Raw genomic sequence first — 23,613 nt, 5'->3', positions numbered from 1 at the left:
CTTTTTTTATATAATCACAGCAATTGTATTTTTGGTAAGTGCCGCGAAAAGTATAGAGTGTTTTATAAATTGGCTAAAAAATAACGACTATGTTGCGACTTTTATTGAGAGTTTTTTTAATAGGATCATTATCGATCCTTGTTTTTCCCGCTTTGCCCGTGCAAGCATTTCCCATTAATAGGATTGAGATTGAGGGGCTACAGGGGATCAGTCGTGATACGGTTCTGAGTTATTTGCCGGTTAGAGCAGGACAATCTTTTCAATCTTATCAATCCTCTGCGGTCATTAACGCGTTGTATGCGACAGGATTTTTTAGCAATGTCACGTTAGAAGAACAAGGCAATTCCTTGATCATAAAAGTGGTTGAAAGGCCGACTATTAGTGAAGTTGATATTACGGGTAATAAAGAAATTCCTAAGGATAAATTAAAACAAATTGTAAAAAAAATTGGTTTAGTTCGTGGACGTTTGTTCGATAAAGCCACTTTAGATCGTTTTATTGCTCAGCTACGGTCGCAGTACGACAATATAGGTAAATATTCAGCACGGGTAACCCCACTCGTTACACCACAATCTAATAATAGAGTATCGGTACGAATTCTTATTTCTGAAGGGCTTACCGTAGAGATTGCTGATATTGATATCGTCGGTAATCATATTTTTAGTGAAAGAACATTGCGTTCCGCCTTACCATTGGGCACGCATCATTTTTGGTCATTTTTTACTAATAGTGATCAATATAGTCAAGCTCGATTATCGGCTACGTTAGACGCACTACAATCTTATTATATGGATCGAGGTTATCTTAAATTTAAAATAGATTCTACGCAGGTTACTTTAACTCCCGATAGGAAACAGGTTTATCTTATCATCCATGTCACCGAAGGTCCTATTTACAAACTCAGTGGTTATCAACTCACAGGCAATGTCATCATTTCACAAACTAAATTGCAAAAACTTTTAGCCTCGTTGCAAAGTGGTAAGATATTTTCACGTGAAAAAATTGTAGCGGCGGAACAAGGCATCAAAAAAGCTTTAGGTGACTTTGGTTATATATTTGCAACCGTAAATACGGTTCCGCAAGTTGATGAGAAAAATAAAACCGTCTTTTTAACTTTCTATGTTGATCCGGGTAATCGCGTGTATGTACGGCACATCAATATATCCGGTAATCTAAAAACTCAAGATTTAGTATTTCGTCGTTTGTTGCGCCAACAAGAAGCGAGTGTGATTTCAGAATCCGATATGAAGGCATCTTTGAGACAGCTCAATCTTAGCGGTTTTCTTGAAGGGGAGCCACAATTAATACCCATTCCTATTGCCGGATATACTGATCAAGTTGATTTGGATATCAATCTAAATGAAGCGCATGCGGCACAAGCTTTATTTAGCTTAGGTTATGGCACTAACGGCCCTGTAGTCGGTGCATCGCTGAACCAAAATAATGTTTTCGGAACGGGTAATCAATTAGGCTTAAATTTCAATAATACTCGTGCCGCAACGATATATAGTATTAGTTATAACAATCCTTATTATACCTTGGATGGGATACAACGCGGATACGATCTGTTCTATCAGCGATCGACACCCAGCGATTTAAATACTACGACTTACAATACTAATACCTATGGTGGTGATCTTCACTATACTATTCCTTTTGATGAACGTGGGGATAACTTACTGGTTCAAGGTGGATTACAAAGATTACAACTTAATTTGCCACCTACTAATCAACAATCACTGGAAGTACAAAAATTTGTCACAGAACATGGTGTACAATTTAATCAATTTTTATTTACGTTGGGTTGGTTGCGCAATAGCTTAGATCGCATGGTATTCCCTAACAGTGGGATCTATCAAACTGCCAATGCCCAACTCGCTTTGCCGGTGGGTGGTCAGCCTTTATACTATTATAAGGCGAATTACTCAGCGGTCGGTTATTTACCGTTTAAACATAATTTTATTCTGCAAAGTCGTCTAAGCTTAGGCTATGGAAATGGTTTTGCTTCTACTCGGGGATTGCCTTTTTTCTCCAATTACTATGCGGGAGGTATTGGCACCGATGGGCAGGTTAGAGGTTATGAAATCAGTTCTTTAGGACCTAGAGATACGCATGGTTATCCTCTCGGAGGTAATGTGATGACAGTAGGTAGTTTAGCTTTAATTATACCGAACCCAATATCCGATAAATTAAGGACTAGTGTTTTTGTCGATGCAGGTAATACCTATTCTACTTTAGGTGTCACTCATTCGAATCCGCCTCCTCCTAATGTAAGAGGAGGTACGGCCTCGGGACCGTTGCGATATTCCACCGGAATAGATGTAGATTGGCGAGTTCCGGTTTTTAATGTAACATTAAGCTTTAGTATAGCGAAGGCTATAAATCCTCGACCAGGGGATCAAACCCAAGTATTCCAATTTAATATTGGAACAGGTCTTTAATTTTAGCTTATTTAAGGAGCTGATAATGAACAAAGTTTACTTAGTATCTATCGTGGCGTTAATGACGAGTCTGTTGGCTATATCGGCTCAAGCAGCTGAAGTAAAATTAGCAGTCGTTGATATGCAAGCGGTATTACAAAAGGCTCCACAAATTGCCAAAATTAACGAAGCACTAACCCGCCAATTTAAAGGTCGGCAAGATAGTATCGTTAAAGCGCAGAACGAGCTACAGAAAGAAGCAAGCAATTTGCAAAAAAATGCAGCAGTCATGAAAGCTGACGAACGGAATATTTTAGAAAATAAGCTTATGACCGATCAGAATAAAGTCAAATCGATGATCGCCTCTTTTCAAAGTGATTTATCTAAAAAACAAAGCGAATCATTACACAGTTTTAGTCAGCAATTAGACGGCGTGGTTAGTAAAGTAGCGGTGCAATCCGGTTATGATTTAGTCATACAAAAAGGTAGTACCTTATATGCTAAAAATGATCTTGATATTACGCAACAAGTTTTAGATGCTTTAAAAAGAGCTTAAAAGCGCTAAAAAGTTTTTTATAAAGCGTAGAGTTGGATATGCAGCGTCAACATTCATTACAAGAAATTGCCCATTTAATTGATGCTAATCTGAAAGGCGATCCAGATTGTTCCGTCAGCGGTATTATGTCGTTGCAAAGGGCACAACCGGGACAAATTTCCTTTTTAGATAATAAACGTTATCTAAAATATCTAGCGGCAACACAAGCCTCAGCGGTTATTCTACGTGAAGAATGTTTAAAACATGCGCCAAGTAATGCTTTAGTGGTTGCCGATCCTTATCTTGCTTTTGCTAAAGTAGCTAAGTTATTTGAACGAACCTCGCAAGACGTTCGCGAAATTCATGCAACGGCCATCATTGGTGAAAATTCTCGTATTCATCCTAGCGTGAGCATCGGTCCTTACGTTGTGATAGGAGCCAACACGTGTTTAGATGAAGGTGTAGTGATAGGAACTGCGTGTGTGATTGGCGAAAATGTGGTCATCGGTGCCCATACACGTTTAGCGTCGCATGTCAGTGTGTGTGCGGATACGCGAATAGGCGAACGGGTGATTATTCATAATGGTACAGTCATAGGCAGTGATGGTTTTGGTTTAGCCAAAGAAAATAATAAATGGATTAAGATTCCTCAATTAGGAAAAGTACAAATAGGTCATGATGTCGAAATCGGCGCTAATGTCAGTATCGATCGGGGTGCGTTGGATGACACCCTCATTGGTAATGGTGTGAAATTAGATAACCAAATACAGATAGGTCATAACGTTCAAATTGGTGAAAATACGGCTATTGCAGGATGTACTGGGATAGCTGGAAGTACGCATATTGGAAAAAATTGTATGATTGGCGGAGGGGTTTGTATCAACGGGCATATAGAAATTGTAGATAATGTTTATATTACAGGCATGTCGAGTGTGGTGCAGTCTATTTATAATTCTGGAGTGTATTCTTCTACGCATTCGGCTCAACCACACCGAGAATGGCAAAAAAATAGCGCCAGGTTTCGCCAACTGGATCAATTGGCTAAAAGATTGCGAAAAACCGAAGCATTATTGGATAAGAAATCGATCGTTAGTGATTAAAAAAATAGCAATAAAAAAGAAAAGCATACAGCGTGGGTTTTTAGCAAATCGCAACATAACAAAAATTCAAGTGTGGAGTATATGCTATTGAGAAGACCAAGTATTTTTTTAGCTCAATATGGATACTTATTGAGGAACCGAGTGCAGTGGGAAGTACCTGAATACCCGAAATAATTATCCAACGAAGAATAAAACAAAAGATGAAGGTCCTGTAATAGAAAAAATAGTAGGTAAGAAATTTATGAGTGATGTTATGGATATCCAAGAAATACTAACTTATTTGCCCCAGCGTTATCCTATTTTAATGATCGACAAAGTCATTTCAATAATTCCTGGTAAATCGATAGTGGCTATAAAAAATGTAACTGTTAACGAACCTTATTTTTTAGGCCATTTCCCCGGTAATCCTATTATGCCCGGCGTACTTATTTTAGAAACGATGGCGCAAGCGACAGGTATTCTTGCTTTGCATGCGAATAGAGCAAATAAAGAAGGTTTTTTATATCTTTTTGCGGGTATTGATGACGCCCGTTTTAAACGACCTGTCGTGCCGGGAGACCAGTTATTAATAGAAGCTGAAGTCATCAAGGTAAAAGGGAATGTTTGGAAATGCAAAGTCACAGCAAAAGTAGACAGTGAGCTGGCTTGTGAAGCAACGCTCATGGGTGCTGGGAGAAAATGCTAACTATGATACATGCGCTCGCTATTATTGATCCTGCTGCAAAGCTAAGTCTTGATGTGACTGTTGGACCTTGGAGTATTATTGGACCTGAGGTAGAGATAGGTTCTGGTACTATCATTGGTTCCCATGTTGTATTGAAGGGCCCTACACGTTTAGGCGCACATAACAAAATTTATTCTTTTTCTTCGATCGGCGATGATCCTCAAGATAAAAAATATCGAGGAGAAAAAACCTATCTAGAAATAGGCGATCATAATGTTATTCGCGAATATTGCACGATAAATCGTGGCACTGCCCAAGATAAAAGTTTAACTAAAATTGGACACCACAATCTTTTTATGGTGGGTTCTCATATTGCACATGATTGTGTCATTGGCGATCATGCTATTTTTGTCAATAACGTGGCTTTAGCAGGTCATGTTACCATCGGAAACTATGCTATTTTAGGTGCCTATAGTGCGGTGCATCAATTTTGTCATATTGGTGATCATAGTTTTATTGCTGCTTCAAGCATGGTGCGACAAAATGTTTTGCCTTATATTTTGGTAGAAGGTGGGCATGAGGCCCGTGCTTGTGGTCTTAATAAAGAAGGTTTAAGAAGAAATGGTTTCACCGATGAAGCGATTAGTAGCTTACGTTGTGCTTATAAACTCATTTTTCGTAAAAATTTAACCGTGGAACAAGCCTTAGAGGAATTAAAACCTCTAGAGCTCAATTCTCCTCAGGTAAGATTAATGGCAGCAGCACTTAAAAATTCTGAACGTGGCATCATTCGTTAAACTTCCTATTCGTATTGGTATCGTAGTCGGCGAGACGTCAGGTGATTTGTTGGCTGCCGATCTTTGCAAAGAATTAAAACGTAGACAAATTCCATTTAGTGTTTCAGGAATTGCAGGTCCAGCTCTGCAGCAAGAGGGCGCATACTCTTTATATCCTATGGAACGCTTATCTGTTATGGGTATAGGTGAGATCTTTAAACAGTTGCCGCAGCTGCTGCGTTGCCGTCGAGAAATGACTGAATATTTTATAAACCAACCTCCTGACGTATTTATTGGTGTTGATGCCCCCGAATTCAATCTAGATTTAGAAAAAAATTTGAAAAAACAGGGGATACGTACCATACATTATGTTAGTCCCAGTGTTTGGGCGTGGCGTCGCGGGCGTTTAAAAAAAATTGCCAAAGCAGTTAATTTAATGCTATGCCTTTTTCCTTTTGAAAAATATTTTTATCAGCAACATCGAATTCCTGTGCAATTTGTTGGCCATCCTAGTGCAGATGAAATCCCATTAACTATCGATAGTTTAGTTGCCCGTAAAAATTTGGGCTTATCCGAATCTTCACCCATCGTTGCGATACTGCCTGGCAGTCGTCGTAATGAAATTAATTATTTGGGCACATTATTTCTTCAGACAGCCATGCGTTGTTATCAGCAAAATTCTAAGCTTGTTTTCGTTTTGGCTGCCGTGAATGAAGAAAGGGAGCAACAATTTATTAAATTGGCTAAGCAAATAACACCGACTCTTCCTTTCCGCATTATACGCGCTCAATCTCGTCAAGTAATGGCTGCAGCGAATGTGGTATTGTTAGCCTCTGGCACAGCAACCTTAGAAGCGATGCTATTAAAAAAACCGATGGTTGTTGCTTATAGAATGAGTAGATTATCCTATTGGATGGCAAAGCTTTTAATTAAAGTGGATTATATTGCTTTACCTAATTTATTAGCTAAGAAATTATTGGTTCCGGAATTTATTCAAAAAAAAGCTAACGTTGATAATTTATCACAAGCAGTTTTTTATTATTTGAACAATCCAGATATTGTGAGTAAACTAGAAAAAGAATTTTTAGTGCTCCATCAACAGTTACGTTGTCACGCAAGTAAACAAGCAGTGGATGCAATATTAAAAATTTTAAATACGCACGTACGCGCGTCTAATTAAAATAGTTTTTCTAGATGTGATTTAATTTTTTTTAATAAGCTTCTGTCATCATGGAAAAGCAATTGATATACTCTCAGAAATTGGATTTTTGGCAAGGCGTCGTAAAAATGAGCAACCGGAGTGTATTAATATACATGAGGATTGCAAATTGAGCGACAACACAGAAAAAAATTCAAGTGCGAAGAGTATAGCAGGTGTTGACGAAGCAGGACGTGGCCCTTTAGCCGGTCCAGTGTTTGCGGCCGCGGTTATTTTGAATAGCAAAAAATCCATTGCGGGTTTAGCAGACTCGAAACAATTAACCGCACAAAAACGTGAGTATCTTGCGAAAAAAATTCAAGAAGAAGCAAAAGCCTGGGCGGTTGGTCGTGCTGAAGTGGAAGAAATTGATCGCTTAAATATTTTTCAAGCCAGTTTGTTGGCTATGCAACGTGCTGTGTGTGCATTAGCATTAATACCGAGCTTAGTCTTAGTCGATGGGAAATATTGTCCTAAGCTAAATTATCCAACCAAAGCCATTATTAAAGGCGATGAAAAAATTGCCGTCATTAGTGCAGCCTCTATTTTAGCGAAGGTTCATCGTGATGCCAGTATGGTATTGTTAGATGCCGAATATCCAGGTTATGGTTTAGCACAACATAAAGGTTATACCACCCAGCAACATTTACAGGCTTTAAAAAAATTAGGTCCCAGCCCTATCCATCGGCGCTCATTTGCACCTGTTCGACAATATGAGCTAATGGTTTAAGCTATATTTCTTGTTTTGAGCCAGATGATGATACTCCCTATTTTTTTTAGTGCTTTGGTACAAAGGATAAGGGCTAGAACTAACCTTTGTTCTTAGGGGGTTGTTATTTTTAGAGGTTGTTGCTAAAAAAGAAACAGTATTTTCAGGGATAGTAAGATGGTTAGTCTCTGTGACGGAGTTATTTAATTTGTTACTAAACCAGGTATTGCGTATATGCTGTATCAGTGCCCTAAACCAGTTAATAATTTTTTCCATTAGACTTTTCTTTATGGGATTATTGCTTAGATTTTCATTGACGGGGTCTTTATTTTCATAAGTGGATGATTGATCGTTATGACAGCTATTGGGATAATTTATAAATTCTTCAGCGTCAAAAAATTTATCTTCTTCGTCATCTTCACAGGATAGATAATCATCCCTATCTGATACAGTTCTATTGTTTATTTCAATTAATCTTTTTTTGGCCATATTTTTATGATACGTATTTAGTTTCTCCTGTAGCATAGGAATATCGTTATTGAGCAACGCTTTTTTTAACTCCCCGCAGTGGGTGCCATTAAGTTTTAAAAATGCGTTGGCTAAAAAGGGATAGCTGGCATTAGCGACATTAGGAAAGTAATTGTTTATCAGTGTTTCAGTTATTTTCACTAAATCCGAATTTTCATCTAATGTCGATTCCAAAAAATGACCTAAATTATCTAAAAAAATATTAAACTTTAGTTTAGTGATTGACGTAAATTTCTCTAAAATGCGTGTATGAAGTGTCAGTTTCCAGGAAGACAGTTTAGGTATAAAAATAAAATAAGTCAGTTTACTGAAATCTATAAATTCACTCAGTTGCTTTTTAATCTGATTAGGTGTTAAGGATGATTTACTCTCAAGATTAATTTTTGTAACAAGCTCGCTTGCTTTGTTTTGATAGTTTGGATTAATTAACCCTTGAATGACTTCGGAAGTAAGTTGTTGTACTAAGGTATTCTCTTGCTGTAGTTTGGTGTTGATATGCCTTAATAATTCATCCGTAGTGGTTTCTGGTGAAATGAATTCTGATCGATAAAAACTGTATGAATGGTTAATGCTAAATGTTTTTTCGAGTATCTGATAAGTTTCTTGGATGGAATAGGTTGAAATCAGACTGTTTGGCATTTAACAAACCCATTACTTAATTATTTATAGTAAAAAAATTATACTTTATATTTATGTTTATCACCATCATGTATTATCTATATAGTTTCTAAAGTTACGTAGGAATAAACAGAAAAATTAGTGTTATATGGTTAATTTCTTTACCAATTAATGGTATACTAGACCTAGTCTACTTTGATAAAAAAGATAAATTAACTTAAACAATTAATTTATTTCAGAGTACTTAATTTTTCTAGAAAAATATTTAAAAATTTTTAGTGCTTGACAGAAAAGATGTATGAGGTAGAATTCGCGGGCTCTTGAGTTTTTGGCTTGAGGGAGAGAAGAGAAACTTAGGAAGTACTTAGAATAAAAAGCTAAGAAGCGCCAAAGAAAATCTTAAAGAAGTTCATTAACAAATTAAAGCAGTAAGCAAAGTGTGTGGGCGCTTGGCAAGAGCTGATATGAGGGCTATTAGAAGCAATTTTGGTAGTTATAAGTATTAGCAAACCGAGCGCTGAGATTGTGAGAGATCATAATTTGAGTGAGACGGGATTAAACAAAAAAGTGAAGAGTTTGATCCTGGCTCAGATTGAACGCTGGCGGCATGCCTAACACATGCAAGTCGAACGGCAGCACAGTAAAGATTTCGGTCTTTATGGGTGGCGAGTGGCGGACGGGTGAGTAACGCGTAGGAATCTGTCCTGGAGCGTGGGATAACCCGAGGAAACTCGGGCTAATACCGCATGATATCGAGAGATCAAAAGCAGGGGACCGAAAGGCCTTGCGCTCTGGGGTGAGCCTACGTCGGATTAGCTAGTTGGTGGGGTAAAAGCCTACCAAGGCGACGATCCGTAGCTGGTCTGAGAGGATGACCAGCCACACTGGGACTGAGACACGGCCCAGACTCCTACGGGAGGCAGCAGTGGGGAATCTTGGACAATGGGGGCAACCCTGATCCAGCGATGCCGCGTGTGTGAAGAAGGCCTTCGGGTTGTAAAGCACTTTAGGTGGGGAAGAAAGGCAGTTGTTGAATACGCAACTGTTATGACGGTACCCGCAGAATAAGCACCGGCTAACTCTGTGCCAGCAGCCGCGGTAATACAGAGGGTGCAAGCGTTAATCAGAATGACTGGGCGTAAAGGGCGTGTAGGTGGTTAATTAGGTTTGATGTGAAATCCCCGGGCTTAACCTGGGAATTGCGTCGAAAACGGATTAACTCGAGTGAGATAGAGGGTTGTGGAATTTCCGGTGTAGCGGTGAAATGCGTAGATATCGGAAAGAACATCAGTGGCGAAGGCGACAACCTGGATCTTAACTGACACTGAGGCGCGAAGGCGTGGGGAGCAAACAGGATTAGATACCCTGGTAGTCCACGCAGTAAACGATGAGAACTGGCTGTGATGTGTAGGGAGCAATCTCTGCATGACGTAGCGAAGCTAACGCGTTAAGTTCTCCGCCTGGGGAGTACGGCCGCAAGGTTAAAACTCAAAGGAATTGACGGGGGCCCGCACAAGCGGTGGAGCATGTGGTTTAATTCGATGCAACCCGAAGAACCTTACCTACCCTTGACATCCTTGGGAGAAGGCAGAGATGCCTTTGTGCCGAAAGGAACCAAGAGACAGGTGCTGCATGGCTGTCGTCAGCTCGTGTCGTGAGATGTTGGGTTAAGTCCCGTAACGAGCGCAACCCTTATCCTTTATTGCCAACAGGTTATGCTGGGAACTTAAGGGAGACTGCCGGTGATAAACCGGAGGAAGGTGGGGACGACGTCAAGTCATCATGGCCTTTATGGGTAGGGCTACACACGTGCTACAATGGGTCGTACAGAGGGAAGCCAACCCGCGAGGGGGAGCCAATCCTTTAAAACGTCTCGTAGTCCGGATTGGAGTCTGCAACTCGACTCCATGAAGTTGGAATCGCTAGTAATCGCGAATCAGCAAGTCGCGGTGAATACGTTCTCGGGCCTTGTACACACCGCCCGTCACACCATGGGAGTGGGTTCTACCAGAAGGCGGTAGATTAACCTCGCAAGAGGGGATCGCCGACCACGGTAAGATTCATGACTGGGGTGAAGTCGTAACAAGGTAGCCGTAGGGGAACCTGCGGCTGGATCACCTCCTTATGAAAATAAGATAATAAACCCTAAACGCCTAAGCGCCCACACACATTGCTTACTCTTACTAGATGAATCTTCGGATTCTCAAATAAACAGAATAGACATAAAACCGAATTAGTGGGCCGAGTATTTTGATTTGGTTCAAGGCGGACGTGCTTTGAGAAGCAGAGTGTACTGGAAAGTACATGAGCATTCGAAAAGCAAGTCCAACGAAGAAATAAAACAAAAGACGAAGGCCTTAAAAAGATTGAGGGTCTGTAGCTCAGTTGGTTAGAGCACACGCTTGATAAGCGTGGGGTCGGTGGTTCAAGTCCACCCAGACCCACCAGCTTAAGACTAAATTAAAAAAGGGCAAAGGTAGTCTTGGGTACAGAACTAAAAGGCCGAGTATTTTGTTTGAGTTCAAGGCGGGCGAGCTTTGAGAAGCGGAGTGTACTGGAAAGTACATGAGCATTCGATAAGCAAGCGCAACGAAGAAATTAAACAAAAGACGAAGGTCCTACGTATTAAGGGGCCATAGCTCAGCTGGGAGAGCATCGGCTTTGCAAGCCGAGGGTCGTCGGTTCGATCCCGACTGGCTCCACCAATACAGGCCCGAAAAGAATTGAAAGAATATAAGGAAGAGAAGGAAAAAAATAAGAAGCCAGGAAGGTAAAAGGAGATCATAGTCGTCTTTGGCGGCTATAGAGAAGTTCATTAACAAAACAGAAATCTGTAAGAAGGCGCGAAGATATAAAAGAAGTAAAATTTTTTTATGATCTTCCAAGAATGAAATAATGAAATTGTTGTAAAACAATTTCAGGGTATGTTGCATTCAGCGAAAGAACCAGAAAGAGAGGAATCCAACGAGTCAAAGCTTGCAAGCTTTACACTTAAGTTGGCGAGAAGCTTTTATGTTGCTCTTAAAAAAGTGAAATAAAAGCTGATCTAGAAAATCAAGTATTTTAATTTAGTTCGAGGCGGGCGTGCTTAGAGAAGGGAGTGTACTGTAAGGTACATGATCATTCGAAAAGTAAGTCCAACGAAGAAATAAATTAAAAGACGAAGATTGTTCACCGATAAGAGTAACGAGTTGGGTTCTCAAATCAAGTAAATAAGCGCAGAAGGTGGATGCCTTGGCAGTCGAAGGCGAAGAAAGACGTGGAAGCCTGCGAAAAGCTTCGGGGAGCTGGCAAACAAGCTTTGATCCGGAGATATCTGAATGGGGAAACCCGATCTATTTTAGATAGGTCATTGTTAACTGAATTCATAGGTTGACAAAGCGAACCGAGGGAACTGAAACATCTAAGTACCTCGAGGAAAAGAAATCAAATGAGATTCTGCAAGTAGCGGCGAGCGAACGTGGAAGAGCCTTCACGAGCTAGTTAATAGGTTAGCCAAAAGGTCTGGAAAGGCCTGCCATAGAGGGTGAAAGCCCCGTCGGCGAAAATCTGTTAATGAGACTAAGCGTGAAACCAAGTAGGGCGGGACACGAGAAATCCTGTTTGAAGATGGGGGGACCATCCTCCAAGGCTAAATACTCTCGACTGACCGATAGTGAACCAGTACCGTGAGGGAAAGGCGAAAAGAACCCCGGTGAGGGGAGTGAAATAGAACCTGAAACCGTCTGCGTACAAGCAGTAGGAGCTCCGCACTTAAATTACTTTGTAGACCAGTGAATAGAAATATGAAACTGAAAAATAAAGAAGACTATTAGAAGTAGTACTCGCAGCAATGGGATTTTTGACAAGGCGCCGTGAAAATGAGTAACCGGAGTGTATTAACCATACATTAAGATTGCGAATTGAGCGGTAACGCAGAAAAAAATTCAAGTGCGAAAAGTATATTTTAGATAGTACACAGAGTAATTAAAGTGCGGAGTGACTGCGTACCTTTTGTATAATGGGTCAGCGAGTGACTTTTAGTGGCAAGCTTAACCGAATAGGGTAGGCGAAGGGAAACCGAGTCTGAATAGGGCGTTGAGTCGCTAGGAGTCGACCCGAAACCGAGCGAGCTAGCCATGTCCAGGGTGAAGCTTGGGTAACACTAAGTGGAGGCCCGAACCCACATCTGTTGCAAAAGATGGGGATGAGGTGTGGCTAGGAGTGAAAGGCTAAACAAGCTCGGAGATAGCTGGTTCTCCTCGAAAGCTATTGAGGTAGCGCCTCGTGTTAACGACTAGGGGGTAGAGCACTGTTTCGGTAAGGGGGTCATCCCGACTTACTGAGCCGATGCAAACTTCGAATACCTAGTTCGTGATGCACGGGAGACACACGGCGGGTGCTAACGTCCGTCGTGAAAAGGGAAACAACCCAGATCACCTGCTAAAGTCCCAAAAGTTAGGTTAAGTGTGAAACGTAGTGGAAAGGTTTAAACAGCCAGGAGGTTGGCTTAGAAGCAGCCATCCTTTAAAGAAAGCGTAATAGCTCACTGGTCGAATCGGTCTGCGCGGAAGAATGAACGGGGCTCAAACCTAATACTGAAGCAGTGAATGTCATTGGTTTTTGACCGATGATGTGGTAGAGGAGCGTTCGGTAAGCCGTTGAAGGTGACCTGTAAGGGTTGCTGGAGGTATCCGAAGTGCGAATGCTGACATGAGTAACGATAATGCGGGTGAAAACCCCGCACGCCGAAAGTCCCAGGATTCCTGCGCAACGGTAATCGACGCAGGGTGAGTCGGCCCCTAAGGCAAGGCGGAAACGCGTAGTCGATGGGAAACAGGTTAAAATTCCTGTACTTTTATAGACTGTGATGGGAGGACGAAGAAGGCTAGGTTAGCCGGAGACTGGTAGTTCCGGTTTAAGCGAGTAGAGAGAAGCTCTAGGAAAATCCGGAGTTTCGTTAATCTCGAGACGTGATGACGAGTTGTTAACCTCGGTTAATGACGAAGTAATTGATGCCCTGCTTCCAGGAAAACTCTCTAAACTTCAGGTCTATAGGAACCGTACCGCAAACCGACACAGGTGGACAGGTAGAGAATACTAAGGCGATGAGATAACTTGGGTGAAGGAACTAGGCAAATTGGCACCGTAACTTCGGGAGAAGGTGCACCTTTTTTGGTGATTGGGTTTACCCCAAAAGCTGAGGGAGGTTGAAATAATCAGGTGGTTGCGACTGTTTACCAAAAACACAGCACTCTGCGAACTCGAAAGAGGAAGTATAGGGTGTGACGCCTGCCCGGTGCCGGAAGGTTAATTGAAGTGGTTAACTTGCGCTGAGATGGCTTTTGACAATGAATTAGAGAGAAGAATAATTCGAAGAGAAAAGTCAAAAGTCATGTCAGCGCAGGTGAAGCTGCGGATCGAAGCCCCGGTAAACGGCGGCCGTAACTATAACGGTCCTAAGGTAGCGAAATTCCTTGTCGGGTAAGTTCCGACCTGCACGAATGGCGTAACGACAGCCACACTGTCTCCACCCAAGGCTCAGTGAAATTGAAATCGCTGTGAAGATGCAGCGTACCCGCGGCAAGACGGAAAGACCCCGTGCACCTTTACTACAGCTTTACACTGGACTTTGAATTTAACTGTGTAGAATAGGTGGGAGGCGTTGAAGCGAGTTCGTTAGAATTCGTGGAGCCGACCGGTGAAATACCACCCTGTTAAAGTTGAAGTTCTAACCTAGGACCCTGAACGGGTTTGGGGACAGTGTATGGTGGGTAGTTTGACTGGGGCGGTCTCCTCCTAAAGAGTAACGGAGGAGCACGAAGGTACCCTCAGCGCGGTCGGACATCGCGCATTGCGTGTAATGGCACAAGGGTGCTTGACTGCGAGACAAACACGTCGAGCAGGTGCGAAAGCAGGTCATAGTGATCCGGTGGTTCCGAATGGAAGGGCCATCGCTTAACGAATAAAAGGTACGCCGGGGATAACAGGCTGATACCGCCCAAGAGTTCATATCGACGGCGGTGTTTGGCACCTCGATGTCGGCTCATCACATCCTGGGGCTGAAGCAGGTCCCAAGGGTATGGCTGTTCGCCATTTAAAGTGGTACGCGAGCTGGGTTCAGAACGTCGTGAGACAGTTCGGTCCCTATCTGCCGTGGGCGCTGGAGATTTGAGAGGAGCTACGCCTAGTACGAGAGGACCGGCGTGGAGGTACCGCTGGTGGTCCGGTTGTTTCGCCAGAAGCATAGCCGGGTAGCTACGTACCGACAGGATAACCGCTGAAAGCATCTAAGCGGGAAGCCTCCCTCAAGATAAGATCTCCCGAGGATTTATTCCTCCTAAAGGTCCGTTGAAGACGACGACGTAGATAGGTGGGGTGTGTAAGTGCAGCAATGTATTGAGCTAACCCATACTAATTGACCGTGTGGCTTGATTTGAGAATCCAACTGGTTATTCTTAGGAATCCATTTTGGAGCTGAATAAAGCATATCCACACATACTTTTTACAGATTTTTTAGTTTTGATAAAGATTTTCGCTAAGCATTAATTTAGCGAATTAAAAGTAATGAATTGGCGCCGTTGATAAAGGAGCGGTGAATTTTATTTGACATCAAGGCGGGTTAACTTTGAGTAGCGGAGTGTACATGCGAGTACATGAGCAACGGAAAAGTTAATCCAACGAAGAGATCGGATAAAAGACAAGCGACTTGGCGCAAAATGAATGCCTGGCGACCTTAGCGAGTAGGTCCCACCTGATCCCATTCCGAACTCAGACGTGAAACTACTCTGCGCCAATGATACTTTGGGGTTCCCCCATGGGAAAGTAGGGCATCGCCAGGCTACTGTACGACTAAAAACCCGCTAACTGCGGGTTTTTTCTTTATAAGCCGCGGCTTTTTATTTTTTTTCTTTTTATTGTGCTTTATGTTGAAAACTCAATTTTAATAAACTTTAAATTTAAATGCATTCAGATTCCCACCTGATACTCTGACTGAAAACTCAAACTTATCAGGAAAGTCTTCGTTAAATTTTTGCTTAAAAAAAATAGCATAAATATTGGTATCTGCTATATCATCATTTTTGTATAGAATAGAACTCGATGTGTTTTCTTTGTTTCCAGATGTGATGCTAAGTGGTATTGTCTCTTGTTGGTTAGGCATAGTGTTCCTTAGTTAATGGGTAATTAAAAAAATTTATCCTAATGAAGAAAAATGAAGAAAAATGTTTATATCGAATTAAATAAAATGCTAATACTTTTTCTTGTATGGGCATAAGTTCTTCTAAAAATTAAGCATCGTGTTTATCGTATTTTATGTACAAGCTTCAATAATCTTTTTATACTAGCATAACTATTAATTTAGCAGAGAAAAAAATATTTTTTTTAATTTTAATATATGAATTAATTTTTATTTTTATCAGTGTTTTTTACGCGTAAAAAATCAAAATTTGATTTCATTTTCTGATGTCCATGTGCTACTGCTTTTCTAGAATTTGTCTTATTACTTGCGGATAGCTTTAATTAAGATTTGTTAGGCTCTATAATGAACTTTTATTTATTCTTGCGCTTGAGTTTTTATGTCCTTAAAAGAAAATTCAAAGATTAAAGTAGCAGTTCTGTATGGTGGTCGATCCGCTGAACATGAGGTTTCACTGTTATCTGCCGCATCAGTGATTAAGCATTTAGATAAAAATAAATTTACCGTTATCCCTATCGGGATCGATAAACAAGGACGCGGTTATATCAATGAGTATCAGCATCTGTATCTTAATGATGGAATTATGTTAAAGACTAAAAATGCTGAGCGCTTACATAGTTTATCAGAACTAACTCAGCATAAAAAAAATCTTCCTGATGTCGTTTTTCCAGTATTACACGGGACTTTTGGCGAAGATGGTACGATACAGGGTTTATTAGAAATATTAGGTTTGGCTTATGTCGGTGCGGATGTATTAGGCTCGGTAATCGGTATGGACAAAGATGTAGCTAAACGTTTAGCTGATGCCGCGGAGATTCCGGTCGTGCCCTTTTTAAGCTTTAATTCGGGTCTTTGGTCAGTTAAAAAAGAACAGCTAATTCAAAAAATTGAGCAAAAAATACCGTATCCGCTGTTTGTTAAACCAGCGAATTCAGGTTCAAGTTTGGGTGTGAGCAAAGTAAAAAAACCAGATGATCTCGCAGCCGCCATCGAATTAGCTTTCACTTATAGTACTAAAGTATTGTTTGAGCAAGCATTTGAAATCCGTGAAATTGAAATGGCGGTATTAGAAAATCTGCAATGGGGGGCTGAACCATTAGTGAGCCGTGTCGGTGAGATTATACCGAGCCACGAATTTTATTCTTACGAAGCCAAATATTTGGATCCTAAAGGTGCACAATTAATCATTCCGGCCACATTGCAAGAAGGTCAATGGCAACAATTAAAGCATTTAGCGATAAAAGTTTTTAACTGCTTAGATTGCGCAGGGATGGCTCGAATTGATTTCTTTATTGAAAAACAATCGCAAAAAATCTATTTTAATGAGCTTAATACTATCCCGGGATTTACACAGATCAGCATGTATCCCAAATTATGGGAGGCATCGGGCCTTTCCTATCAACAACTATTGACACAGTTAATCGAATTAGCTTTGGCACGCCATCAGCGTCTTTCCTTACTGAAAAGATCGATTTAATGTTAATTTAAATACAAATAGTTTTAATTTAAGCAGCATAAGACTCTAATTTTATTTTTTGAAAAAATTCTGGTATTTGTTGTTGCAGCAGCGCATCGATCTTTAATGCACGTGGCTGATAAGTCCAAGGTCGGCGCGGATAGATTCTATCATTAACCCAATGGACTGACCAATCACTGGTGGTGTTAATGCATGCCGCAGCGAAATTTTTTAAGTGATATTTTTCTTCTATCTCTAAACATCCTGCTAGAAAAATATCGATATAAGATTCGACCAGAGGATAGCGTGCGGATGGTGGAGCCAGCAATTCAGGTTTGAGTTCATAGATCCAAAATTGTCCTTGTGGTAATTTTTTTCCAGTTAACAAGTGAATATTGCTCGGAGCAACCAGGACTCGACAGTAGTATTTTTCTCTTGCATCGTAATGTTTGATTGATTTAGGAGAGCGTAAATTGAAGATGGTGCCATTAAAATGTGCCGTTTTACTTTTAATGACGCCTAGATAAGTGGTACTAAAGCCATCCGATAAACCTTTAGAGAACCAACCCCGTTGATAGTGTGCTATCCAAACCGGTTTATTTTCGCCACTATGCCGATCGGTTGCATTTTTTGAGGCGGTTTCTATTAGTGAACCATAGGCAATAATATATTGTGGGCGATGAGAATTGACTAAAGGATGGCAGGCACAATCATTCTCTGCAAACACCGCGCGATTGAATAATAGGATTACAATAAAGATAAAAGCTTGCTTGACAATCCATTTATGCATATCAATTGCTCATAGGAAATTTTAAATAGAGAAGCTTAAGTTTATTTTAAGCACGGATAGATTGTAAAGTTTATAAGTGCATTATGATTAGCGAATTTAATTTTTTTATAGTGTATTGAAAAGTAAATGCCTAAAATTGTTACGAGGGAGATTATTTTCAAAATTATTGAAAGAATTTTGAGGTGTATTATGTTTAAACTCATTGTTTTTTGGAGATTTTCGAGCAGGAAACAGACATAGAGCAGAGGTAGGGCTAGAAATTTTTTCTGTTGTGTTCGTTAGGGTTGGCTTAAAATTTTCTGAGTATAATTTTTCTGTGTAATTTGAGCAGTGTTTTTTGAGTGTGTTCCAATCGATTTCTTGTTGGTGCCCATGCGTTTGGTTTAACAAAGTAAAAACGTTAACCGAAAATAATACTAATGAAATTATGCAAATTAAAGTAATACTGAGTGTATTTACCGGTAGCATAGCCAGTGCAATAAATGAAACAATCACACTCACAAAAAGACTTAATAATAAAAAGAGGCGGATACGTTCACTGGCTAAAAAAGCGTTAGCACATTCTTTGAGATAATTATTAAGGTTATGCACTAATTTTATAGATTCAGGGGATGCTGAGTTTTCAGCATTGAGGTGGAGAAGGGTAGTTAAAGCTTCTTTGACTAAGTCAATATCGCACCTTAATAAGAAGGATTGAGTAGAAAGTGGCAGCCAATAATATTCCATTTCAATGTACATTTTATTTTCCTTAAATTTCCCAACCTTAATATTTTTTCATCCTAGCATTTATTAAATTCTAGCTCAATCATAAAGAATATTTAGGAAATTTTTTTAAAATAAATCGATTTCTATGGCGCTCATAGTGAACTGCTGGTTAACCTAGCTTCTATTAGATGAGTATAATTTAAGTACATGATGCATTAAGTATAGAATTTTGCCCAGCGAAGGTTGTATACTAGCAACAAAATTGCTCAGGGTAACGAAAAAACGATGTTACAGAATTATTTTCCCATACTGATTTTTATTGCTTTTGGCTTGTTTATCGGTGTGGCAGCTTTATCAATCGGGCATTTAACGGGTTTACAACGTCCAGATCAGGCGAAGTTGTCTTCGTATGAATGTGGGTTTCCAGGTATTAGCGATGCACGATTACCTTTTGATATCCGTTATTATCTCGTCGCTATTTTATTCATTATTTTTGACCTAGAGACTGCCTTTTTATTTCCTTGGGCTGTTTCTTTACGACATATTGGCCTACCCGGTTTAATAGCAATGGGAATCTTCTTGAGTCTATTATTGATAGGTTTTATATACGAGTGGAAAAAAGGGGCCTTACAATGGGAATAGAACCATTATTACAACAACAAGGTTTTGTGACCACATCGTTAGATAAGCTACTTGGCTGGGCGCGTAGTGGATCCTTATGGCCGATGTCATTTGGCTTGGCGTGTTGTGCAGTAGAAATGATGCATTCGGCTGCAGCGCGTTATGACCTGGATAGATTTGGTATCGTATTTCGTCCGAGTCCTCGGCAGTCCGATGTCATGATCGTTGCAGGAACCTTATGCAATAAAATGGCTCCCGCTTTACGTAAGGTTTACGATCAAATGGCAGAACCGCGATGGGTTATATCAATGGGATCCTGTGCGAACGGCGGAGGTTATTATCATTATTCCTACTCCGTAGTCCGTGGATGCGATAGAATTGTACCCGTGGATGTGTATGTTCCGGGTTGTCCACCGACGGCAGAAGCATTAGTGTATGGCGTTATACAATTGCAAAATAAAATAAAAAAAACTCACTTTATTGAGCGTACTTAAGTATGTCAGATGCTGTGCTACCACTCCAAAAAATAAACCAACGTTTTGATTCTGTTATTCAAGAAATAACTGTCGCGTGTGGCGAAATCAGTTTAGAGATTTCTGCTGAAAAGTTACATGAGGTTTGTTTAGCGCTACGCGATGAAGCGGATTTTAAATTTGAATTACTCGTGGATGTTTGTGTGGTGGACTATGCTGAGTATGGCATCAGTGAATGGACGACCGAACGATCAACTTTAACCGGTTTTGAACGGGGTGTAGACACCACCGGTGATCTACATCCGGTGGCTTGGACTAAGTCACGTTTTGCAGTAGTCTACCATTTGTTATCACTCACGCATAATCAGCGTTTACGTTTGCGTGTTTTTGCTAATGGCGAACCACCACAAGTGCCATCGATCATTAAATTATGGCCAGCGGCTAATTGGTATGAACGAGAAGCGTTTGATCTGTATGGGGTTTTTTTTAATGGACATCCTGATTTGCGGCGTTTGTTAACCGATTATGGTTTTGTCGGTCACCCTTTTCGTAAAGATTTTCCGTTAACGGGACATGTCGAGGTACGTTATGATGCAAGCGAGGGTCGAGTTATTTACCAACCGGTCACGGTGATGCCACGAACCTTAGTACCAAAAACCATTCGTAAAACAACAAATGAAGATACCTTAACCTGTTTTAATAAAAAACCAGAGTGAGTGTTGCATGCCTGAAATACGTAATTACACTTTAAATTTTGGTCCGCAGCATCCTGCGGCGCACGGTGTGTTGCGTTTAATCTTAGAATTAGACGGTGAAGTCATCCAATCGGCCGATGCGCACATTGGTTTATTACATCGTGCGACAGAAAAGCTAGCCGAATCTAAACCTTACAACCAAAGTATTGGTTACATGGATCGCTTGGACTATGTTTCCATGATGTGTAATGAACATGCGTATGTTTTGGCGATCGAAAAATTATTAGGCGTGACGCCTCCGAAACGCGCTCAATATATTCGCGTCATGTTTGACGAAATGACGCGACTCTTGAACCATTTATTATGGTTAGGTGCACATGCCTTAGATCTAGGTGCAGTGACGGTTTTTTTATATTGCTTTCGGGAACGCGAAGATTTAATCGACTGCTATGAAGCGGTGTCGGGTTCGCGTATGCACGCCACCTATTATAGACCGGGTGGTGTGTATCGTGACTTACCGGATAAAATGCCGCAATATAAACCTTCACAATGGCATAATGAGAAAGAAACGCGCGAGATGAATGCCAATCGACAGGGAAGTCTATTAGACTTTATTGAAAGTTTTATTACTCGATTTCCTAAACGGATAGACGATTATGAAACCTTACTCACCGACAATCGTATTTGGAAGCAACGAACCGTCGGTATTGGTGTATTATCGGCAGAACGCGCTTTACAATTAGGATGTACCGGTCCTATTTTACGTGCCTCGGGCGTTGCTTGGGATCTGCGTAAGAAACAACCGTATGAAGTGTATGATGAATTAGATTTTGATATTCCAATAGGTAGATTTGGCGATTGTTATGATCGTTATTTGGTGCGAGTCGAAGAAATGCGCCAATCAAATGCTTTAATTAAGCAATGTGTGAGTTGGTTACGGGCTAATCCTGGTCCAGTTACATTGATCGAGCATAAAGTAGTGCCACCGACGCGTTTGCAGATGAAAGAGGATATGGAATCACTGATCCATCATTTTAAACTTTTTAGTGAAGGTTATTGTGTGCCACCGGGTGAAGCCTATGCCGCGATAGAGCATCCTAAAGGGGAGTTTGGAATTTATATGGTATCGGATGGCGCTAATAAACCTTATCGGGTTAAAATACGCGCAGCAGGGTTTCCACATTTGGCTGCTTTAAATGAATTGGTTTCCGGACATATGATTGCTGATTTAGTCGCTATACTGTCCAGTCTTGATATCGTATTTGGTGAAATCGATCGATGAAGAGAGTGACGAATAACAAAAGCGAAATATTGCCCGATGATTTAAAAATCGCTATTGAAAAATGGGCCAAGAAGTATCCGCCTGATCGTAGACAATCGGCGGTGTTACCGGCGTTGACTCTAACGCAGCATTATAATGGAGGCTATTTATCTCAAGATTTAATTGATGCCGTGGCTGATTATTTAGAGATGTCACGCGTGACAGCCTATGAAGTGGCTACGTTTTATACGCTTTATGAACTCAAACCGATAGGTCGGCATAAAATTGGGGTATGTACTAACGTTTCTTGTATGCTGAGCGGTTGCGACAAGATTGTTAAACATTTGCAAAATCGTTTGCAAATTAATCTCGGCGAAACAACCGCTGACGAAAAATTTACTTTACGTGAAGTCGAATGCTTAGGTGCTTGTGCAAACGCCCCGGTAGTGCATATCGGACATCGTTATTATGAAGATTTAACACCTGAAAAAATAGATAAAATCTTGGATAACTTAGATGGCGAATGATATTTGTTTCCGTACCTTACATTTTGACGAGCCATGGAGTCTCGCTAATTATCGGCGCGTGGGTGGCTATCAAGTCTGGGAAAAGATCCTAAAAGAAAAAACGCCTGCGGAAAAAATTATTGCTGAATTGAAACTTTCTTATTTACGCGGTCGTGGGGGAGCAGGGTTTCCGACGGGCTTAAAATGGAGCTTTATTACGCGGGGCGCTCCGGGTCAAAAATACATATTATGTAATTCGGATGAAGGAGAGCCTGGAACCTGCAAAGATCGCGATATTTTACGTTTTAATCCGCATCAAGTAATTGAAGGGATGGCTATTGCCGCTTATGTGATGGGCGCTAGTGTGGGTTATAACTACATACGTGGTGAATACTATGAGCCCTTTGAGCGCTGTGAAACAGCGATAGCAGAAGCGTATGAAGCCGGTTTATTAGGTACTAATATTTTAGATTCCGGATTTGATTTTCAACTGTATAACCATTTAGGTGCCGGTGCTTATATTTGCGGTGAAGAAACCGCTTTAATGGAGTCTCTAGAAGGGAAAAAAGGATTTCCGCGCTTTAAGCCACCTTTTCCGGCGAATTATGGTTTGTATGGGCGTCCGACTACCATTAATAATACGGAAACTTTAGCTTCCGTTCCGGTGATATTACAAAAAGGGGGGCAATGGTTTTTAAAATTAGGGAAACCCAACAACGGCGGTTGTAAATTATTCAGTGTGACAGGTCATGTCAATAAACCGGGTAATTACGAAGTGCCTTTAGGTATTCCATTTAAAGAACTATTAGCACTGGCAGGGGGTATGAAAGACGGGAGAAACTTAAAAGCAGTGATTCCAGGCGGATCGTCTATGCCGGTATTAACCGCAGAGGTGATGTGGAATACAACGATGGATTATGATTCGATTGCTAAAGCCGGTTCGATGTTAGGTTCTGGCGGGGTGATCGTCATGGACGAAACGACTTGTATGGTGAAAATTTTAACGCGTATTGCACATTTTTATAAAGAAGAATCCTGTGGTCAATGTACTCCTTGTCGTGAAGGAACCGGTTGGGTGTGGCGTGTATTACGCCGAATAGAACACGGCCTAGGACGACTGAGTGATCTGGATTTATTAGAGAGTGTGGCAGGAAAGATTATGGGGCATACCATTTGTGCCTTAGGTGATGCGGCGGCGATGCCAGTACAAAGTTTTATTAAACACTTTCGTCATGATTTTATTGAACATATTGAAAATAAGCGGTGTCCAGTCGGTGATCCACATGATTAGACTTCTTTCGAAACGGTGTAATTTCCTCGATTTCACTGTTGAACACCTGGCTTTGGTTCTCATTTACTCGGGTAAACTCCCGTCCTTGCC

The 23,613-nt window shown here is 40.9% G+C and carries 18 protein-coding genes, 2 tRNA genes and 3 rRNA genes; 19 read left to right on the top strand and 4 right to left on the bottom strand.

Translation table 11 applies throughout. The features are described 5' to 3' along the window. Positions 1 to 89: 89 nt before the first annotated feature. From bamA to rnhB, 7 genes are all read left to right on the top strand, one after another. On the top strand, positions 90 to 2,441 hold the full coding sequence (gene bamA, locus ACICP9_RS03625) for an outer membrane protein assembly factor BamA (RefSeq protein WP_395496860.1): 2,352 nt from the start codon (positions 90 to 92) through the stop codon (positions 2,439 to 2,441). 25 nt (positions 2,442 to 2,466) lie between these two features. Continuing rightward, the gene (locus ACICP9_RS03620; protein WP_071661842.1) at positions 2,467 to 2,976 is read left to right on the top strand and encodes an OmpH family outer membrane protein; all 510 of its coding nucleotides are present in this window, start codon (positions 2,467 to 2,469) and stop codon (positions 2,974 to 2,976) included. 38 nt (positions 2,977 to 3,014) lie between these two features. After that, positions 3,015 to 4,055: a UDP-3-O-(3-hydroxymyristoyl)glucosamine N-acyltransferase gene (gene lpxD / locus ACICP9_RS03615; RefSeq protein WP_395496857.1), complete on the top strand. Its 1,041-nt coding sequence runs from the start codon at positions 3,015 to 3,017 to the stop codon at positions 4,053 to 4,055. 241 nt (positions 4,056 to 4,296) lie between these two features. After that, on the top strand, positions 4,297 to 4,740 hold the full coding sequence (gene fabZ, locus ACICP9_RS03610) for a 3-hydroxyacyl-ACP dehydratase FabZ (protein ID WP_071661844.1): 444 nt from the start codon (positions 4,297 to 4,299) through the stop codon (positions 4,738 to 4,740). Between the two features lie 2 nt (positions 4,741 to 4,742). Further along, complete coding sequence (gene lpxA / locus ACICP9_RS03605) at positions 4,743 to 5,516, top strand: acyl-ACP--UDP-N-acetylglucosamine O-acyltransferase (RefSeq protein WP_071661845.1); 774 nt, start codon at positions 4,743 to 4,745, stop codon at positions 5,514 to 5,516. Further along, positions 5,500 to 6,675 carry a lipid-A-disaccharide synthase gene (gene lpxB / locus ACICP9_RS03600; protein WP_395496855.1) on the top strand — a complete coding sequence of 392 codons (1,176 nt, stop codon included), beginning with the start codon at positions 5,500 to 5,502 and terminating at the stop codon, positions 6,673 to 6,675. Before lpxA ends, lpxB begins: the two co-directional genes overlap by 17 nt. Before the next feature lie 148 nt (positions 6,676 to 6,823). Further along, a complete protein-coding gene (gene rnhB, locus ACICP9_RS03595) occupies positions 6,824 to 7,423 on the top strand; it encodes a ribonuclease HII (protein WP_245756761.1) in 600 nt (199 codons plus the stop codon). On the opposite strand, the gene ACICP9_RS03590 is transcribed toward rnhB, so the two are convergent. After that, positions 7,412 to 8,569: a hypothetical protein gene (locus tag ACICP9_RS03590; protein WP_395496853.1), complete on the bottom strand. Its 1,158-nt coding sequence runs from the start codon at positions 8,567 to 8,569 to the stop codon at positions 7,412 to 7,414. The genes rnhB and ACICP9_RS03590 overlap by 12 nt on opposite strands. Before the next feature lie 543 nt (positions 8,570 to 9,112). On the opposite strand from ACICP9_RS03590, the gene ACICP9_RS03585 reads away from it, so the two are divergent. The 5 genes from ACICP9_RS03585 to rrf all read left to right on the top strand — a co-directional run bounded on the left by ACICP9_RS03585 (position 9,113) and on the right by rrf (position 15,369). Next, a 16S ribosomal RNA gene (locus ACICP9_RS03585) occupies positions 9,113 to 10,673 on the top strand. 245 nt (positions 10,674 to 10,918) lie between these two features. After that, positions 10,919 to 10,995 (top strand) — tRNA-Ile (locus tag ACICP9_RS03580). A 182-nt stretch (positions 10,996 to 11,177) separates the two neighbouring features. Next, positions 11,178 to 11,253, top strand: a tRNA-Ala gene (locus ACICP9_RS03575). 497 nt (positions 11,254 to 11,750) lie between these two features. Continuing rightward, positions 11,751 to 14,966, top strand: a 23S ribosomal RNA gene (locus ACICP9_RS03570). Between the two features lie 287 nt (positions 14,967 to 15,253). Continuing rightward, positions 15,254 to 15,369: ribosomal RNA gene (gene rrf / locus ACICP9_RS03565) — 5S ribosomal RNA — on the top strand. The 16S, 23S and 5S rRNA genes sit together here with 2 tRNA genes alongside, the layout of an rRNA operon. 101 nt (positions 15,370 to 15,470) lie before the next feature. On the opposite strand, the gene ACICP9_RS03560 is transcribed toward rrf, so the two are convergent. Next, complete coding sequence (locus ACICP9_RS03560; RefSeq protein ID WP_395496851.1) at positions 15,471 to 15,689, bottom strand: hypothetical protein; 219 nt, start codon at positions 15,687 to 15,689, stop codon at positions 15,471 to 15,473. Between the two features lie 415 nt (positions 15,690 to 16,104). Between ACICP9_RS03560 and ACICP9_RS03555 the strand changes: the two genes are divergently transcribed. Further along, entirely contained in the window at positions 16,105 to 17,202 is a 1,098-nt protein-coding gene (locus ACICP9_RS03555) for a D-alanine--D-alanine ligase family protein (protein ID WP_395496849.1), read from the top strand. Positions 17,203 to 17,230: 28 nt separating this feature from the next. Here ACICP9_RS03555 and ACICP9_RS03550 read toward each other — a convergent pair whose 3' ends face one another. Together ACICP9_RS03550 and ACICP9_RS03545 are read right to left on the bottom strand one after the other, a co-directional pair. Then, positions 17,231 to 17,971, bottom strand: coding sequence for a hypothetical protein (locus ACICP9_RS03550; protein WP_395496847.1), 741 nt, complete (start codon positions 17,969 to 17,971; stop codon positions 17,231 to 17,233). Between the two features lie 105 nt (positions 17,972 to 18,076). Beyond that, a complete protein-coding gene (locus ACICP9_RS03545; protein ID WP_395496845.1) occupies positions 18,077 to 18,709 on the bottom strand; it encodes a hypothetical protein in 633 nt (210 codons plus the stop codon). A 252-nt stretch (positions 18,710 to 18,961) separates the two neighbouring features. Here ACICP9_RS03545 and ACICP9_RS03540 point away from each other — a divergent pair, with 252 nt between their 5' ends. The 6 genes from ACICP9_RS03540 to nuoF are packed head-to-tail and all read left to right on the top strand — an operon-like array spanning position 18,962 to position 23,523. After that, positions 18,962 to 19,318 (top strand): NADH-quinone oxidoreductase subunit A, encoded by a 357-nt coding sequence (locus ACICP9_RS03540; RefSeq protein ID WP_071662194.1) that lies wholly within the window; start codon positions 18,962 to 18,964, stop codon positions 19,316 to 19,318. Then, positions 19,309 to 19,791 (top strand): NADH-quinone oxidoreductase subunit B family protein, encoded by a 483-nt coding sequence (locus ACICP9_RS03535; RefSeq protein WP_071662195.1) that lies wholly within the window; start codon positions 19,309 to 19,311, stop codon positions 19,789 to 19,791. The genes ACICP9_RS03540 and ACICP9_RS03535 overlap by 10 nt, the downstream gene beginning before the upstream one ends. A 2-nt stretch (positions 19,792 to 19,793) precedes the next feature. Next, complete coding sequence (locus tag ACICP9_RS03530; RefSeq protein ID WP_395496842.1) at positions 19,794 to 20,486, top strand: NADH-quinone oxidoreductase subunit C; 693 nt, start codon at positions 19,794 to 19,796, stop codon at positions 20,484 to 20,486. Positions 20,487 to 20,493: 7 nt separating this feature from the next. Then, positions 20,494 to 21,747: an NADH-quinone oxidoreductase subunit D gene (locus ACICP9_RS03525; protein WP_395496840.1), complete on the top strand. Its 1,254-nt coding sequence runs from the start codon at positions 20,494 to 20,496 to the stop codon at positions 21,745 to 21,747. After that, positions 21,744 to 22,253 (top strand): NADH-quinone oxidoreductase subunit NuoE, encoded by a 510-nt coding sequence (nuoE, locus tag ACICP9_RS03520; protein WP_395496838.1) that lies wholly within the window; start codon positions 21,744 to 21,746, stop codon positions 22,251 to 22,253. Before ACICP9_RS03525 ends, nuoE begins: the two co-directional genes overlap by 4 nt. Further along, entirely contained in the window at positions 22,243 to 23,523 is a 1,281-nt protein-coding gene (gene nuoF, locus ACICP9_RS03515) for an NADH-quinone oxidoreductase subunit NuoF (RefSeq protein ID WP_395496836.1), read from the top strand. Before nuoE ends, nuoF begins: the two co-directional genes overlap by 11 nt. Positions 23,524 to 23,613 lie beyond the last annotated feature (90 nt).

Source organism: Rickettsiella endosymbiont of Litargus connexus, assembly GCF_964277335.1.
Classification (GTDB): domain Bacteria; phylum Pseudomonadota; class Gammaproteobacteria; order Diplorickettsiales; family Diplorickettsiaceae; genus Aquirickettsiella; species Aquirickettsiella isopodorum.
The sequence above is the reverse complement of the archived record's forward strand: the minus strand, read 5'-3'. Positions and strand labels throughout refer to the sequence as shown.

Coding starts and splice junctions, on each gene's coding strand:
- bamA (WP_395496860.1), top strand. CDS start 90: ATGTTGCGACTTTTATTGAGAGTTTTTTTAATAGGATCATTATCGATC.
- ACICP9_RS03620 (WP_071661842.1), top strand. CDS start 2,467: ATGAACAAAGTTTACTTAGTATCTATCGTGGCGTTAATGACGAGTCTG.
- lpxD (WP_395496857.1), top strand. CDS start 3,015: ATGCAGCGTCAACATTCATTACAAGAAATTGCCCATTTAATTGATGCT.
- fabZ (WP_071661844.1), top strand. CDS start 4,297: ATGAGTGATGTTATGGATATCCAAGAAATACTAACTTATTTGCCCCAG.
- lpxA (WP_071661845.1), top strand. CDS start 4,743: ATGATACATGCGCTCGCTATTATTGATCCTGCTGCAAAGCTAAGTCTT.
- ACICP9_RS03590 (WP_395496853.1), bottom strand. CDS start 8,569: ATGCCAAACAGTCTGATTTCAACCTATTCCATCCAAGAAACTTATCAG.
- ACICP9_RS03560 (WP_395496851.1), bottom strand. CDS start 15,689: ATGCCTAACCAACAAGAGACAATACCACTTAGCATCACATCTGGAAAC.
- ACICP9_RS03555 (WP_395496849.1), top strand. CDS start 16,105: ATGTCCTTAAAAGAAAATTCAAAGATTAAAGTAGCAGTTCTGTATGGT.
- ACICP9_RS03550 (WP_395496847.1), bottom strand. CDS start 17,971: ATGCATAAATGGATTGTCAAGCAAGCTTTTATCTTTATTGTAATCCTA.
- ACICP9_RS03545 (WP_395496845.1), bottom strand. CDS start 18,709: ATGTACATTGAAATGGAATATTATTGGCTGCCACTTTCTACTCAATCC.
- ACICP9_RS03540 (WP_071662194.1), top strand. CDS start 18,962: ATGTTACAGAATTATTTTCCCATACTGATTTTTATTGCTTTTGGCTTG.
- ACICP9_RS03535 (WP_071662195.1), top strand. CDS start 19,309: ATGGGAATAGAACCATTATTACAACAACAAGGTTTTGTGACCACATCG.
- ACICP9_RS03530 (WP_395496842.1), top strand. CDS start 19,794: ATGTCAGATGCTGTGCTACCACTCCAAAAAATAAACCAACGTTTTGAT.
- ACICP9_RS03525 (WP_395496840.1), top strand. CDS start 20,494: ATGCCTGAAATACGTAATTACACTTTAAATTTTGGTCCGCAGCATCCT.
- nuoE (WP_395496838.1), top strand. CDS start 21,744: ATGAAGAGAGTGACGAATAACAAAAGCGAAATATTGCCCGATGATTTA.
- nuoF (WP_395496836.1), top strand. CDS start 22,243: ATGGCGAATGATATTTGTTTCCGTACCTTACATTTTGACGAGCCATGG.